This is a genomic window from Psychrobacter sp. TB67 (genome assembly GCF_000511065.1).
GTDB lineage: Bacteria > Pseudomonadota > Gammaproteobacteria > Pseudomonadales > Moraxellaceae > Psychrobacter > Psychrobacter okhotskensis.
Genome location: NZ_AYYA01000028.1, coordinates 47,778 through 63,997 on the forward strand (window position 1 = coordinate 47,778; position 16,220 = coordinate 63,997).

General features: G+C 44.2%; 11 protein-coding genes. 8 read left to right on the forward strand and 3 right to left on the reverse strand.

Annotated features, from left to right (window positions below; genetic code table 11):
• Positions 1 to 330: 330 nt before the first annotated feature.
• The 7 genes from ahcY (at position 331) to W293_RS0103890 (ending at position 12,914) form a co-directional block, all read left to right on the forward strand.
• The gene (ahcY, locus tag W293_RS0103860) at positions 331 to 1,755 is read left to right on the forward strand and encodes an adenosylhomocysteinase (protein WP_025651192.1); all 1,425 of its coding nucleotides are present in this window, start codon (positions 331 to 333) and stop codon (positions 1,753 to 1,755) included.
• Between the two features lie 13 nt (positions 1,756 to 1,768).
• The gene (locus W293_RS0103865; protein ID WP_025651193.1) at positions 1,769 to 2,617 is read left to right on the forward strand and encodes a methylenetetrahydrofolate reductase; all 849 of its coding nucleotides are present in this window, start codon (positions 1,769 to 1,771) and stop codon (positions 2,615 to 2,617) included.
• A 206-nt stretch (positions 2,618 to 2,823) separates the two neighbouring features.
• Positions 2,824 to 3,690 (forward strand): 16S rRNA (uracil(1498)-N(3))-methyltransferase, encoded by an 867-nt coding sequence (locus tag W293_RS0103870; protein ID WP_025651194.1) that lies wholly within the window; start codon positions 2,824 to 2,826, stop codon positions 3,688 to 3,690.
• Positions 3,691 to 3,881: 191 nt separating this feature from the next.
• Entirely contained in the window at positions 3,882 to 5,594 is a 1,713-nt protein-coding gene (locus W293_RS0103875) for a putative bifunctional diguanylate cyclase/phosphodiesterase (protein ID WP_227502339.1), read from the forward strand.
• A gap of 563 nt (positions 5,595 to 6,157) precedes the next feature.
• Complete coding sequence (locus W293_RS0103880; protein ID WP_025651196.1) at positions 6,158 to 7,951, forward strand: acyl-CoA dehydrogenase C-terminal domain-containing protein; 1,794 nt, start codon at positions 6,158 to 6,160, stop codon at positions 7,949 to 7,951.
• Between the two features lie 289 nt (positions 7,952 to 8,240).
• Positions 8,241 to 10,025: an acyl-CoA dehydrogenase C-terminal domain-containing protein gene (locus tag W293_RS0103885; protein ID WP_025651197.1), complete on the forward strand. Its 1,785-nt coding sequence runs from the start codon at positions 8,241 to 8,243 to the stop codon at positions 10,023 to 10,025.
• 399 nt (positions 10,026 to 10,424) lie between these two features.
• A complete protein-coding gene (locus tag W293_RS0103890; RefSeq protein ID WP_025651198.1) occupies positions 10,425 to 12,914 on the forward strand; it encodes a site-specific recombinase in 2,490 nt (829 codons plus the stop codon).
• A 114-nt stretch (positions 12,915 to 13,028) separates the two neighbouring features.
• On the opposite strand, the gene W293_RS0103895 is transcribed toward W293_RS0103890, so the two are convergent.
• From W293_RS0103895 to W293_RS0103905, 3 genes are all read right to left on the reverse strand, one after another.
• Complete coding sequence (locus tag W293_RS0103895) at positions 13,029 to 13,865, reverse strand: symmetrical bis(5'-nucleosyl)-tetraphosphatase (protein ID WP_025651199.1); 837 nt, start codon at positions 13,863 to 13,865, stop codon at positions 13,029 to 13,031.
• 63 nt (positions 13,866 to 13,928) lie between these two features.
• Positions 13,929 to 14,792, reverse strand: coding sequence for a 16S rRNA (adenine(1518)-N(6)/adenine(1519)-N(6))-dimethyltransferase RsmA (gene rsmA / locus W293_RS0103900; protein WP_025651200.1), 864 nt, complete (start codon positions 14,790 to 14,792; stop codon positions 13,929 to 13,931).
• A 303-nt stretch (positions 14,793 to 15,095) separates the two neighbouring features.
• Entirely contained in the window at positions 15,096 to 15,368 is a 273-nt protein-coding gene (locus tag W293_RS0103905; protein WP_025651201.1) for a hypothetical protein, read from the reverse strand.
• Positions 15,369 to 15,458: 90 nt separating this feature from the next.
• Here W293_RS0103905 and W293_RS0103910 point away from each other — a divergent pair, with 90 nt between their 5' ends.
• Positions 15,459 to 16,217 carry an IS5 family transposase gene (locus tag W293_RS0103910; protein WP_025651202.1) on the forward strand — a complete coding sequence of 253 codons (759 nt, stop codon included), beginning with the start codon at positions 15,459 to 15,461 and terminating at the stop codon, positions 16,215 to 16,217.
• Positions 16,218 to 16,220: the final 3 nt, after the last annotated feature.

A 16,220-nucleotide genomic window follows, 5' to 3' on the forward strand; every position in this document is an offset into this window, starting at 1 on the left:
TCAAATTGCACAAAATGTATATCAACAATCAAGGTCATCCAACGATGGCCTTTTTTTGTGCCCACCAAAAAGGCAAAATCACTCATACCTTTACTGCCTAATATTTATGTTATCCAATAGGTGACAATCACTGATTCATCTATTACAATAACGACCTCCGAGAGGTGTTGCGCCATAATAAATTTTATTGCATATAAGCTTTATCGCTTTGCAAATCATTTGTTATGTTAGGCTCGGTTAACTGTTTATGACCATTTTGGGTTATGAACAGCGCAAATAACGGCACCTGCGTTTTTATTCTTTTTATCTATTAACTGATAGGAGCATATTATGGACGCAGTGTCTAACACCCCATCTGCCCATACGATCGACCCCTCTTTCACTGACTATAAAGTTGCCGACATTAGCCTTGCTGATTACGGTCGCCGTGAAATCACCCTAGCTGAAGCCGAAATGCCTGCCCTGATGGGTTTGCGTCGTCGCTACGAAGCCGACCAACCGCTTAAAGGCGCAAAAATCGCTGGCTGTATCCACATGACCATTCAGACGGCTGTCCTTATTGAGACGCTTGTCGCGCTAGGTGCGGAAGTACGCTGGACCTCATGTAACATCTTCTCAACTCAAGACCATGCTGCTGCGGCGATTGCTGCTGCTGGTATCTCTGTTTATGCTTGGAAAGGCGAAACCGAAGAAGAGTACGAGTGGTGCTTACGTCAACAAATCCATGTTGACGGCGAAGCCTCAGGTCAACTTTGGGATGCTAACTTAATCTTGGACGACGGCGGTGATTTGACTGCTTTGATTCATAACGATTATGCCCAAATGCTTGATAACATCCATGGTATCTCTGAAGAAACTACTACAGGTGTCCATCGTTTGGTTGAAATGCTAAATAAGGGTACGCTAAAAGTACCGGCTATCAACGTTAACGACGCGGTTACCAAGTCTAAAAATGACAACAAATACGGCTGCCGTCATAGCTTAAATGATGCCATCAAACGTGCTACCGATATGTTCCTTGCCGGTCGCCGTGCGCTAGTCATCGGTTATGGTGATGTGGGTAAAGGCTCAACGCAAAGCTTACGTCAAGAAGGCATGATCGTACGTGTCTCAGAAGTTGATCCTATCTGTGCTATGCAGGCCTGTATGGACGGCTATGAAGTATTGTCACCTTACATCAACGGCGATAACACCGGCGGCGCAGAGAATATCAACAAGCGCTTGCTTGAAGACACTGACATGATTGTCACTACTACTGGCAACTATCATGTTTGTGATAGACACATGCTTGCGGCACTTAAGCCTGGTGCGGTCGTTTGTAACATCGGTCATTTTGACACTGAAATCGATACCCAATTTATGCGTGACAACTGGCGCTGGGTTGAGATTAAGCCACAAGTGCATCAAATCTTCCGCTCAGACGATGAAAACGATTATTTGATTTTGCTTGCTGAAGGTCGTTTAGTAAACCTAGGTAATGCCACTGGTCACCCATCACGCGTGATGGACGGCTCATTTGCCAACCAAGTATTGGCACAAATGTATTTGTTTGAAGAAAAGTTTGCTGACTTGCCAGTTGATGAGCGCACTGACAACTTATACGTCAGAGTATTGCCTAAAAAGCTAGACGAAGAAGTCGCTGCTGCCATGGTTGCTGGTTTTAACGGTACATTAACTAAGCTGACGGAAAAACAAGCAGAGTATTTGGGTGTGCCTGTCGAAGGTCCGTTCAAGCCTGACGCTTATAAATACTAAAAGGAGCTAGCCTGTGAGTAAGCCTGCTTTCTCCTTCGAGTTTTTTCCGGCCAAAACCGAGCAAGGACATGAAAAGCTCCTCAGCACTTATGATGAGTTAAATAAGCTATCACCTGCTTACTTTTCAGTGACCTACGGTGCGGGCGGTTCAACCCGTAGCCGCACTTTGGATATTGTCCAAGCTTTGTGCGCGCGCGGTGAGACGGATATTGCGCCGCATATGTCTTGTATCGGTGATGATAAAAGTCAAATCGCCGAACTGCTCGATCTTTATAAAGGCTTAGGCATCCAGCGTTTGGTCGCCCTGCGTGGTGACTTACCCTCAGGTCAGGTTGGTATGGGTGAGCTACCGTTTGCGTTAGACTTGGTGAAGTTTATCCGTGAATATTCAGGTGATCACTTTCGTATCGAGGTCGCAGCCTACCCTGAGATGCATCCACAAGCGCGTAGCTTTGAGTTTGATGTTGACAACTTAGTCAATAAATATCAGGCTGGTGCCGATGCATCAATTACCCAGTTTTTCTATAACGCGGATAGTTATTTATATCTGCGTGATACGTTAGAGAAGCGCGGTATCGATACAGTAGCGCAGCCGTTAGTCGCAGGCATTATGCCGATTACCAACTCTAGCAATCTCGTACGCTTTGCCGATAGCTGTGGTGCTGACATTCCTCGCTATGTGCGTAAGCGCTTGGCAGATTTTGGCGATGACCGCACCGCTATTCGCGAGTTCGGCTTTGATGTGGTCTATCGTTTATGTGAGCGCTTGATTGCCGAGGGCGTACCTGCCATGCATTTTTATAGCATGAATAAGGTTGAGCCAAACAAGCGTTTGGTTGAAGCGTTAGGTTTGATTGCTTAAATATTGACCGAATGTATTGCTTAATGACTGGCGTTCTTAGGAGCGCCAGTTTTTTTGTTTTGCTGATGACTCATCTTATGCTAAGGACAGCCTTATTTGAGCTGTTTTTATTCCCCAAACACCTGTAACAATACCCCTCTCTTCTCAGCTCATATTCTGCTAATATATTGGGATGGATTATTGTTCAATTAAAGGATTAAGCGACTGTGCGACGTTTTTTTTATGCCTCCAGTAACGATACGAACACCCCCTTCCCCAAACTTAGCACCTTGCCTATGGGTGCTAGTGTCGAATTAACAGACAGTATTGTCCATCATTGGTGCCGGGTACTACGCGCAAATATCGGTGACCAAGGCATTTTGTTCGATGGCTTTGGCGGCGAATATCAGGTACAGCTACAAGCAATTAGTAAAAAAAATGCCACAGCGACTTTACTGACCCAGATCGAGAATGACCGCAGCGCTTCTATATTAACTAAAATCGGGCTGGTGATGAGTCGTGGCGAACGCATGGACTATGCGATTCAAAAATCTACCGAGCTTGGCGTTACTGCGATCCAACTCCTCAGCAGTCATCATGGCGAGGTCAACCTCAAACCCGCACAAGTTGAAAAAAAGTTGGCGCATTGGCAACAAGTCGCTATCGCCGCCTGTGAGCAATGCGGCCTCAATCGCCCACCACTTATTCTTGCGCCATTATCGATTGATGACTGGCTATTAAATATAGCCGCTAGCGAAAAATCAAATGAAAAAGAAATGGTGGTCAGCCCTATAGTAGCCGAGCTGAGCCAAGATTCTTATTATCAAGTATTACAGCAACCGGCAGATTTACGTTTGCAACTGAGCGTGCCAGCAGCAGGACAACCTTTGCGGCCAGAGACGCTATCAATTGCACTAAAAAGAGATAAACCCTACGTAGAGTTGCTCATCGGCCCCGAGGGTGGTCTGAGTAATGATGAGCGCGCACAAGCACAAGCAAGGGGCTTTGCGCCTTGGCAAATTGGCCATCGCGTATTGCGCACTGAGACTGCGCCGGTCGTTGCCTTGGCGACATTGCACGCGCTTCGTTGTTAACGACAAAATGTTATTGCCAATATCATGCTGATAGCTAGGGTAAACGAAGCGTGCTGATACGACCCTTTTCATTGCCTTGCACGCTGGGGGTATAACTTGTACCGCTAAGCTTACGATATTATTTACCAAGGTTATGTCTAGCAAAGACTGACCAACTTTTTTGACTTGATGTTGATTTAATGAGTCCAACTATGACTACTTTTACCACGCTTCCACTCTCGGACAAGCAGCAACTGTTGACCCAGTTATGCGAGCAATCTGAAGACGCCATCTTTATCCTAGATGCAGACTTTCGTTATCTATCAGTCAATGCCATTTATGAGATTATGATTGGTTACAGCGAATCTTTTTTGCTGGGCCGACCGCTTGGTATATATGCGGCTGAATTCTTATCAAAAGAAGAGCAAGCAATTTTACATGATCTCACCAAAGCCTTAGACAGCGAAGGATTTCATGAAATCGATTTTTCGATGGCGAATCGCTATGGACAAGTCCTAAACTGTCACATTACTTATCGCAGAATCTATGTGGGGCAAACGGCTTATTATGTCGGGGTGGTTCGTGATATGTCGTCTGTTGTCGAGGACAGAAAACAAGTGGCTCATCTGCTTAATTACGATCAACTGACCGGCTTGCCCAATCGCAAGGTGTTTTTGAGTCAGACCAGTGAGCTGTTGTTAGAGAGTTATCAAGAGGTGGTGATTGTACGTCTTAATATTGATCGTTATCGCAATCTTGCCAGCCTACTCGGCCCTGACGGTATCAATACACTCATAGAGAACTTTGTACTGCGGGTCAAAACCTTAAAGCTTGACAACTTACGCTGTTTTTCTCATTTTGGTGGTGATGATTTTGCTTTATTGTTCGAATGTAATGACGCCAATACCGTACGTAATCAGCTAGATAGCTTGATGCAAATGTGTGAGCATCCGTTCTCTATCAATGATGAGCCAGCCGAAGATGCGGACATTTATTGTCATATCTCCGTTGGCGTCAGTTACTTCCCTGAAAATGATCACGAAATGGCAGGGCTATTGACCAAAGCCGAGAAGGCCTTACATTATGTGAAGCAACAAGGTGGCGACGACATCTGTTGGTACAATAAAGCAATCAGCGAAGCAACTGCCAATAGTTTACAGCTAGAGGCCGAGCTTAGAGCAGCCAGCAATGAAGTTCAGTTTATACCCTACTATCAACCCAAGTTTGCCTTAGATACCGGAGCCATCACTGGCTTTGAGGCGCTGGTACGTTGGCAGCACCCCACTCGCGGACTGCTAAAACCTGTCCACTTTATGAACGCCATCATTACTCACAAACTGTCGTTTGAGCTATTCTCACAAATGGCAGTCCAAATTGCACAACAGCTATCAATTTGGCAAAAACTTGGCTTCGATCAGCATATCTGTATCAATGCGGATGCTGCTGAATTTAGCCATCCTGATTTTTATAAAATGGTCAGCAACTTGTTTTTGCAGTACGACATCAGCGCTCAACAATTGCATATTGAAGTAACAGAATCCTCATTGATACAACGCCATGCCAATGTCAAGAAACAGCTCGATTTACTAAAAGAGTTGGGGATTTGTTTGGCGCTAGATGACTTCGGCACAGGTTATGCATCTTTAAGCTATTTACAAGAATACCCTTTTGACTTTATCAAAATCGATAAAAGTTTTATATCAAAGATTGAAACCAACCGTACTCAATACGCCATCGTCAAGGCAATTTTAGATTTGGCAGTGGCACTTGACATGCAAGTTATCGCTGAAGGTATCGAAACCGAGCAGCAGCGTGATTTACTATTAGACATGGGTTGCCAGTACGGGCAAGGCTATTGGTTCGGCAAACCAGTGACTGCTGATATCGCAACCGAACTGCTAAGGCAGCAGTACTCATCCAAATAAGACATCTTAAGATATATATTGACTTTGGTAATGATAGTAAAGGGCAAGAGAAATATCAGCAAACTAAAGTCAGTAAGGCAGTTAACATAATGATATTAACAACTTATTTAATACCATTTTTCGTCGATTTTGCCCTTTTTAGCTTATTAACCCCTTTTTTGTCCAGATTGAAGACAAATTCAAATATTTTTGTAAAAATGACTCGCTAGTTTTTTAGTCGATTATTATCATTCATTTTTTTCGCCTAACGTTGATTGCATAACGGATGCAAGGTAGGTTCATGACTTATCAGTGCTGTCACCAAACTTGTATAATCGCCTATGAAAGCCTATCTTTTATGGTGCATTTGTTAGAGCCAATTGAACATTAAACTGACTTTAACAATCACCATTCGTTTCAATACTATTTTATACAATCGACACCTTAGATGAGCCGTATCCGTCTCTACCATTCCAGTAGACACTTCGGATACAGTCAGTTCTGTCTCATGCGCGAAACTTTAGCGCATGAGACAGGATAACCAGCTATTGGTCTCGATTGCATTCCAAAAAGGACAGGAAGTTATGCAATACAAAGCGCCCTTACGTGACATTCAATTCGTGATGCATGAGTTACTCGACAGCGAAAGTCACTACAAAACTTTGCCTGCGTTCCAAGAAGCAGATCGCGAGTTGATGGACAGCCTGTTTGAGATGGCAGCGAGCTTTGCTGAAAATGAGCTATCACCACTGAATCAAAGCGGTGATGCTGAAGGTTGTCAGTTTAACAATGGCGCTGTTACCACGCCAAAAGGTTTTAAAGAAGCATACAAAGCGTATTGTGAGCTTGGCTTCCCAGCGTTGTCTGCTGAAGAAGCATTCGGTGGTCAAAACATGCCGTTTTCATTATCGACGGTCATTAATGAGATGGTTGGTACAGCTAACTGGTCATTCTCTATGTACCCTGGCCTATCACATGGTGCCATCCAGACCATTGAACATCATGGTACTGATGCCCAAAAACAAACTTACTTAGAAAAAATGGTCACTGGCGAATGGTCAGGTACTATGTGCTTGACTGAAGCGCATGCAGGTTCTGACTTGGGTATCATTCGTACCAAAGCTGAGCCAAAAGAAGATGGTAGCTATAGCATCACTGGTCAAAAAATCTTTATCTCAGCTGGTGAGCATGACTTAACCGATAACATTATTCACATCGTTTTGGCTCGTCTACCAGGCGCTCCTGCTGGCACCAAAGGCATCTCGTTGTTTATCGTTCCTAAAGTCATGGTCAACGAAGACAGCAGCTTGGGTGAAAATAATAAAGTCGTTTGTGGTTCTATCGAGCACAAAATGGGTATCAAAGCCTCAGCGACTTGTGTCATGAACTTTGATGGCGCAACTGGTTACTTGATTGGCCCTGAGAACCGTGGTTTACAGTGCATGTTTACCTTTATGAACGTCGCTCGTATCGGTACGGCAGTTCAAGGTTTAACGGCAGCAGAGTATGCGTTCCAAGGCTCACTGACTTATGCCAAAGACCGCTTAGCGATGCGTTCACTATCAGGTGCTAAAGCGCCAGAAAAAGTGGCCGATCCTATCATCGTCCATCCAGCGGTTCGTAACATGTTGTTGACCGAAAAAGCCTTTGCAGAAGGCGGTCGTGCCCTAGTTTATTACCTCTCGCATTTTGCGGATACCGTTGCCAAAGGCGAAGGCGACAACCTGAAATTTGCTGACCAAATGCTGTCATTATTGACACCAATTGCTAAAGCATTCTTGACTGAGACTGGTCTAGAAGCGGCTAACCATGGCGTACAAGTCTATGGCGGTCATGGTTTTATCAGCGAATGGGGCATGGAACAAAACGTCCGTGATACACGTATTGCTTGTCTTTATGAAGGTACTACTGAAATACAAGCACTCGACCTCTTAGGTCGTAAAGTGTTGGGTTCACAAGGTAAATTGCTTGCCAACTTCGTACAAATCATCCAAACGTTCTGTGAAGAAAACAGTGACAATGACGAGATGGGTCAGTTTATCCGTCCACTTGCCAAGCATCTAAAAGAATGGGGCGATTTGACGTCACGTATCGGTATGCAAGCGACTGAAAACGCAGATGCAGTCGGCGGCGCGGCAGTTGATTACTTATACTTCAGTGGTTACGTCACTCTAGCCTACTTATGGGCTCGTATGGCATTGGTCGCGCAAACTGAAATCGCTAACGGTAGCAGCGAGCAAGCATTCTATGATGCCAAGATTAAAACCGCACAATTCTACTTTGCAAAACTATTACCACGTACCACTACTCACGTACAGCGTATCGCTACTGGCGTTGAACCGTACATGACGATGGATGTTGATCAATTTGCTTTTTAATAAGCCCTAAGTAGATCCAATATTTGCTTAATGAACATCACTATTGTAATTAAAATCGGCAACATACCAAGGTGTGTTGCCGATTTGCTTATTGCGATATAGTTGAGCTTATAAAAACGATTATTTGCCAAAAAAACATTTTTGGTGTACGCGCAATTCACGAAGAAATACACAAGCTAAGCCTCTAATTTGCTAAACTTTAGCTATTGACCATTAAGGTTAACTCAAAAAGAACAACCGATAACCTTAACGTATTTAATTTTTATTCAATTGAACCAAAGGAATGTTTATGGCTGTTTATAATGCCCCTCTTAATGACATGCGCTTCATCTTAAATGATGTTTTTAAAGCGAATGAATTTTGGCAAAACAACGACAATCTGGCTCATGTTGACATGGACACTGTCGATATGATTTTAGAAGAAATGGCAAAACTGACCAAAAACGTTCTGCTACCTATTAACCGTAGTGGCGATGAAGAAGGTGCTACTTTTCAGGGTGATGGCGTTGTCACTACGCCAACAGGTTTCAAAGACGCTTATAAACAATATGCCGAATCTGGCTGGGTTGGTTTAAGCGGTAACGCTGAATACGGTGGTCAAGGCTTCCCAAAAATGGTCACTATGCTGACCGAAGAGATGGTTTTCACTGCCAACCAATCGTTTGCCCTCTACCCTAACTTGACTGTTGGCGCCACATTGTGTCTTAATGCTGCCGGTTCAGAAGAACAGAAACAAACCTATCTAGAAAAAATGTATAACGGCGAATGGGCTGGTACCATGTGCCTAACAGAGCCACATGCTGGTACTGACTTAGGTATTATCAAGACCAAAGCGGTGCCAAATGATGATGGTAGCTATCAGATTTCTGGTACTAAGATTTTCATCACAGGTGGTGAACACGACCTAACTGATAATATTATTCACTTAGTATTGGCAAAAACGCCTAACGCCCCAGAAGGCTCAAAAGGCATTTCTTTATTCGTCGTACCAAAATTCTTGGTCAAAGAAGATGGCAGCTTGGGCGAGCGTAATACCTTGGCTGTTGGTTCTATCGAACATAAGATGGGTATCAAAGCGTCGGCCACTTGCGTCATGAACTTTGACAATGCAAAAGGCTGGATGGTTGGTGCTGAAAACACGGGTCTGTCTTCTATGTTCATCATGATGAACTATGAGCGTGTCACCATGGGTCTGCAAGGACTTGGTGGTTCTGAGCTTGCTTACCAAAACGCGGCACTGTATGCCAATGACCGTGGTCAAGGCCGTAGCGACACCCAACTACAAAGCCCAGAAAAACCAGCTGACGCGATTATTCATCACGCCGATGTCCGCCGCATGCTGTTAAATGCTAAGACCAATACTGAAGCATCACGCTGTTTTGCAATGTATGTCGCCAAAAACCTTGATGAAGAAAAATTTAGTACCGATCCAGAAGCAGCTGCTGCTGCTGCCGCTCGCGTTGCCCTACTGACGCCAGTTGCCAAGGCATTTTTGACCGACAAAGCCTTAGAAGCCACGGTTGATTGTCAGCAAGTCTTCGGCGGTCATGGCTATATTCGCGAATGGGGTATGGAGCAGATCGTTCGTGATACGCGTATTGCCCAGATTTATGAAGGCACCAACGGTATTCAAGCACTTGACCTACTAGGTCGTAAAGTGGCGAAAAATAATGGCAAATACGTCACCCACTTCTTAGGTGAGATTCGTGATTTCGTCAATAATATGCAAGCGGATCATGCGATCAAACAAGCAACCCTAGAGGCTGCGGATACGATAGAAACTCTTACCCAAACGGTACTGGCTAATATTAGCGAGCGTAAAAACGAAATCAATGGCTGTGCTGTTGACTATATGCATGCCTTTGGCTATCTGTGCTACTCGTACATGTTTGCATTGATGGTGGAAGCCGCTAACGGTCAAGAGGGCGAGTTCTACACCAACAAGGCCAAACTGGCTGATTACTTTGTCGGTCGTGTCTTGCCACGTATCGATGCGCATGCGCAAATGGTAAAAGCAGGTAGCGATCCGATGATGAACTTTGATCTTGACTACTTTGATGTACCTGCTAGCTAAATAGCAGTCATCACCATTCTATAAGATTTTAAATAAGGGGACAGTTACGCTACTGTCCCTTTTTTTGCCAAAAATATTTTCAGCATAACTGCTAACAAAATAACTCACTATCAATGCATGGTTCCGATTAGAATAACGCAAGACAAACTATAGTCAAAGCATTTTTAAACCGCTACGATGTTACCCGCCCTAGATGTACTCAGTGTACTATCTGCGGTCGGTCGCCTTGCAGCGATTCTAAAATTCCTTGACTATAGCGTTCGAGTGACTTCATAAGATGACCAAGTTTTTAGCATAGCCTATACGGTACACCAAATAACACTGTTTGGAACCTAACAATAAAAATATTCGAAACCTAACAATAAAAACGGCTAAAACCACCATAATAGAGGATGCGACGTGCCAGAATTAAAACGCATTTTACAGCAGATTACGGCGCTAAGTGATGTACCCGATCCTGCGGTACTAAAACGCTTAATAGATGAGCTACGGGTGAGCGATAAAGAGCCTGCGCTCGCCAATGAAAACATTCAGGATTTGATTGATATCTTACGCCAGCATCCAGAATATGGAGACGGGCTGGCAAGCTTTGTACTAAAACTCATTATCCAATACCGGCAAATTGCGCTCTATACCGACACGGGCATCATGTCGGATCAAGGATTTTTTAACAGTTTGCGGCGTTTAGTCGGTCATCGCTTTTTGCCATTACTGCCGCAAGAGGACTCCGTTGTTGAGCTGGTTGGTTATTTATTTGATAAGCGCTCTGACGAGCGCTGGTTGGCCAATATCGACAAAGAAAAGTGGGATGAGCTGGTTGAATTAATCAGAGTCGAAGAAGCGCATTTAGATCTGGTCGCTACGGCGAAAAATAGTATTTTAAACGCGATTATCATTTTGTCTTATCGCATCAGTGGTATCGGTCTGCACCCTGATTTGATGGAATCTTACCCCCAAATATTAAACTACTCAGCGTCTTTTGTAGCACAAAATCAAGAAGCAGTACTGTTCGTCAATCAATATAGACAGGCGCATGAGCTTGATACCTTGACTGATATTACCCCCGAAAAAGCGGTCGATCCAGCGCCGTTGCTCGTCATGATTGAGCAGTGCGAAGACATCGTTGCCACGGTGCGTAAACGTATTTATAAGACGGGTATTTCTATTCGTCTGACCAATATGATGCTACGTCTAGACCAAAGCTTGCAGCGTATGCGTATCTTGACTGAGCTGGTGACTGACGATTATAACAAGCGTGATCTTGCCGTCATTGAACTCATCCAAACGCTGATTACCACCGCCAATCGTCGCTATAGTATCGGTTATTTGATCGATAATAATACCAAGTTACTCTCGCGAAAAGTGACAGAAAATGCAAGCCGCGTCGGTGAGCATTACATTAGTACTGATAAGGCCGGTTATCAGGAAATGTTCAAAAAAGCCTCAATTGGGGGCTTTATCATTGCTTTTATGGCGACCACCAAGATACTGGCTTATCATTTGGCCCTCGCACCGATGGGTCGGGCATTTATTAATAGTATGATTTATGGTTTGGGCTTTGTTTTTATTCATGTCATTCGCGGTACGGTCGCCACCAAGCAGCCTGCCATGACAGCGGCGGCTATTGCCTCCACCATATCAGATGGCTCTGGTAAAAAATCTCGACAGCTGACCAAGCTGTCAGAATTGGTCGTTGATATTTTGCGTACCCAATTTATCGCTATTATGGGTAATGTGATGGTGGCGATACCCGTTGCCCTTATCATCTCTTTTGCTTGGCTGCAATATACGGGCACACCGATGATTGATACCGAGAAGGCGGGCCATCTCCTCCATGATCTCGACCCTTTTCGCTCGCTCGCCCTGCCCCATGCTGCTATCGCTGGTGTGTATTTATTTTTATCGGGTTTGATCGCTGGCTATTACGATAATTTAGCGGTTTATAATCATGTTGGCGCCCGTATACAGCGCCATAAGTTGCTAAAGTTCCTGCTTCCCAAATCATGGTTACAGCGTTTAGGCGGCTTTGTAGAAGCCAATTTAGGTGCCATCATGGGCAACTTCTTATTCGGCGTATTTTTAGGTAGCACCGCCACTATTGGTTTTATCTTTGGCTTACCCATTGATATTCGCCATATTGCCTTTGCCTCAGCCAACTTGGCACATGGGTTATTCAACATGCCTGCCGATCAAATCAGCTGGAACGTCATCTTACTGTCCATTCTTGGTGTCGCCCTTATCGGTATCGTCAACTTAATGGTCAGCTTCTCCCTCGCCTTGTTCGTGGCGCTACGCTCAAAAGAAGTGCGCTTCTTTGAATGGGGTCGCCTGACCAAACTGGTGTTTGGTCACATTATCAGTCATCCATCTGACTTCTTTTGGCCACGTGATAAACCCATGAAATATGCGCGTATCGATAGCCAAGGTCGCATGATTTTTGACGATACCTCAGCGCAAAAAGGCGGCAAGCCCTTACCCAGTAATTATGTGGTACGACGTTTATCGGACGTAAAAATACTGCCCAAATCAATGCAAGGCAATATGCAAAATGATCCAGCAGTGACCGACATACAATACGACAATCAGACAGCTGACAATAACTTTGATCCTACGACGGGTAATCGTGAAGCGCACAACACCGCGAATCAAACCATGGCCAAAAAAAAAGTAGATCTCGATGATGGTCTGCTGGATGACGATCTCAATAGTGTGCCATACACCGATGATATTCAATATGATAAAACTACGAAAACCCTTGATAGCCTGGCGGCTAACAGCGATGAAGTGAGTAGTGATGAGACAGGGAATGCTGACTCTGATAGCAAAAACGCAGGCGATGCCAAAACCCCACTGCCAAAACCGAAAAAGCCACCTAAGTTGCCCAGTTAAATCGGCAGTTTTGGTGGCTTATATAATCGCTTCTTTTATTGTCTAGCAGATGATTTTTTTATAGAAACAGTTACAGCCAACTGTTTCTACAGCTATGGCTAGCAAATCCAGCCGTTATGGCGGATGACAATGGGCACTTGAGGTAATGACATCTTCATCGCCCAATCGATAAGCCAATAAGTAATTACCCCAGACGCAGCCACCGTCCAAGGCGCGGGCATGTGGTAAATCGACCTCACCTTTTAATGCCGCCCAATGACCAAATAATATCTTACGCGTGCGCGGTACTTGCCACTCAAACCATGGCAAAAAGTCTTTTGGCATCGAGTCATCTAAACTTGCTGTAAAGCTAAACTCGAGCAAACCATCCTGCTTGCACAAACGCATACGCGTAAAGTAATTTGCAATCGCCCGCATCTTGGTAAAGCCATCAATGTCTGAATGCCACTCATCAGCGGTCTTGCTATATAAGTTCGGCAACAATCGATCAAGCTGTTTTAAGCTGCCTCGCAGTTGCGCCTCTAACTGCTGGGCATAGTCTGCGGCTGCTTCAATAGTCCAATGCGGCGGTATACCAGCATGTACCAATACCGTCTGCTCATCAGGATAAGCCAATACTGGCTGATGGCGTAGCCAGTTTAACAACTCATCACAATCATCGGCGGCAAAAATAGGAGCTGTTTTGTCTTTTTTGTTGAGCTTTGCAGCGCCGCGCCAAACAGCGATCAAATTAATATCGTGATTACCTAGTACTGTCGCTGCTGCGCCTTGCTCACAAAGCGCCTTTACATGACGCAAGGTATTCAACGAGTCTTCGCCGCGTGCCACCAAGTCACCTGCAAACCACAACTTATCCTGCGCAGAGTCAAAATCTAATGTGTCGAGTAGATTAAGGTACGCCCCATAACAACCTTGCAGATCACCGATGACGTACTGGTGGCGAAAACTCATAAACCCTCATATCTCTATCTAATGACTTTTTTTATTTCTAAATAAATATTTTTGAATGATGAATTAAACCTCTATTTTGCGCGCCTGATTGCTCAAATTGACAAAGTCTTTTACGCTCAAGGTCTCGGGACGCGCTTGTGGATCAATAGCGCAAGCAGCAAAGTCTTCTTCGCTCAATGTCGGCAACAAGGTAGACTTCTTAAAAATAGCACGTAGTGTCTTACGACGATGATTAAAGGTTTCGCGCACGACAATGGCGAAATACTCTTCGTCTTCTGCCACGATTGGCTTATTGATATGCGGGGTCAGGCGAAAGACTGCGCTGGTGACCTTTGGTGGTGGATTAAATGCGCCACGTGGCACAGTCAATAGATAGTCGGTATCACAGTGATATTGCATGATGACCGACAAGCGACCATAGGTTTTGCTGCCGACATCAGCGGTGATACGTTCGACCACTTCTTTTTGCAACATAAAGTGCATGTCTTGAATCACATCAGCATAACTGAGCAGATGAAAAAGTATCGGTGTAGAGATGTTATACGGTAAATTACCCACCACACGTAGTTTGCCACGCTCAGGGCTATAGAGCTCACGATAATCAACGTGCATGGCATTGTCTTTGATGATCGTAAAATTTGGATGACTATTGGCACCGATACGGATACGAAGGCTATCGGCCAAATCACGATCCAGCTCTACCACGGTCATCGCATCGACTTCTGCCAATAATGGCTCAGTCAGTGCACCCATGCCCGGTCCAATCTCGATTAAATTATCATTACGCTCTAAACGAATGCTCTCAACAATCTCACGGATAACACTACGGTCATGTAAGAAGTTTTGACCAAAGCGTTTACGCGGTTGGTGTTTGGCAGCCCGTAGGCTGTTAGAAATAGTTTGAGCATCAAACGTAGTCTTGGACATAGAAAAGTCTTAATAGGTAAAAAAAAGGGTCGATAATTCGATGCCAGTGATATATTGGCTTTATAATGACAAATTATAACACAGCTCATAATTGCGCTGCATTTTTGAGACATTTTATTAATAAACCATTTATACCTTAACGCAAGCGACACAGTGTTTTTTCTTGCCCTCAAGCCATTTACCATAATCACCGTTATGGAAACAAAGCGCAACTTGCCTGATAAGCGAAGTTTAAGGGGGCAAATAGAATAGCCCTACAGGGAGTAGCACCCTATTACGCTAGTGACCGAGCTAGGAATGCCGTTAAAAGTCTTCAGTATATTGTAAAAAGTCGAATTCTCTAGCCTGTCTTGATATTAAATGAGCAGCATAATGATCAATTGCTTCTGCTGGCTTCATTAGTTTTTGGATACTATAGATATCCTGATCTTGTATTAAATACATGTCTTTTTGGATATGGTTAGTGGCAGAAAATATCTGGAAATTCTTCTCTTGCTCTAGACCATTAAATCTAGTATCGATTAAGGCACGAAGCTGAAAATGAGTGTCATAACTGTCATCATCTTCATAATCCACTAGGGACTGTATAGAATTGAGAAAGCATTGAAAAAAATAAGCAACGCCTTACTCTAATGTTTACCACAACAAAGAAACAAGGCGTCACTTATGGCTCGCACTAAGCTCAACGATGAACATTGGCACAAGCTATTTATTATATTGCGACAAATTAACGTATATAACAAGCCCAATCTAAGACGTACCGTTGAAGGCATGTTGTACCGCATACGAGTAGGCTGTCCATGGCGAGACTTACCTTCTTATTTTGGTCATTGGTCTAGCATATATCATCAATACCGTTACTGGCGTAAAACCGGTAAATGGCAAAAGCTCATGAAGATAGTCACAGCAAACTATGATAGTGAATGGTTATTTATAGACGGTAGCGTGGTTAAAGCTCATCAGCATAGTACAGGCGCAGCCAGTCATCTTGATGAGGCCATTGGTAAAAGCGTTGCAGGTAATAGCAGCAAACTGCACTTAGTGGTCGATGCTTGTGGCAACCCTATACATGTTGAGCTGTCAGGTGGGCAAGTACATGACTCTAAGATGGCAAAGGCGTTGATATGTAGCACCATTAACAACCAGACTAAAGCGGTGATTGCAGACAGGGGCTACGATAGTAGCGATATTAGAGAGTGTATCTTCAAGCACTGTGCTCAGTCAGTCATACCTGTTAAGTCGAACTCTAAAAGCAGTAACGACACACTAGATTGGTATTTGTATCGTTGCCGTCATTTGGTAGAAAACGCTTTTGCTAGATTGAAACATTTTAGGGGCATTGCCACGCGATATGATAAGCTCAAAGATAGCTTTGCAGCGGCGGTAATGCTCGCTTGTGTCTTTATCTGGTTGCCCTTGATTTGAATT

Excerpts from the sequence above, each read along its gene's own strand:
- ahcY (WP_025651192.1), top strand. The coding sequence starts at position 331 with ATGGACGCAGTGTCTAACACCCCATCTGCCCATACGATCGACCCCTCT.
- W293_RS0103875 (WP_227502339.1), top strand. The coding sequence starts at position 3,882 with ATGACTACTTTTACCACGCTTCCACTCTCGGACAAGCAGCAACTGTTG.
- W293_RS0103880 (WP_025651196.1), top strand. The coding sequence starts at position 6,158 with ATGCAATACAAAGCGCCCTTACGTGACATTCAATTCGTGATGCATGAG.
- W293_RS0103885 (WP_025651197.1), top strand. The coding sequence starts at position 8,241 with ATGGCTGTTTATAATGCCCCTCTTAATGACATGCGCTTCATCTTAAAT.
- W293_RS0103895 (WP_025651199.1), bottom strand. The coding sequence starts at position 13,865 with ATGAGTTTTCGCCACCAGTACGTCATCGGTGATCTGCAAGGTTGTTAT.
- rsmA (WP_025651200.1), bottom strand. The coding sequence starts at position 14,792 with ATGTCCAAGACTACGTTTGATGCTCAAACTATTTCTAACAGCCTACGG.
- W293_RS0103910 (WP_025651202.1), top strand. The coding sequence starts at position 15,459 with ATGGCTCGCACTAAGCTCAACGATGAACATTGGCACAAGCTATTTATT.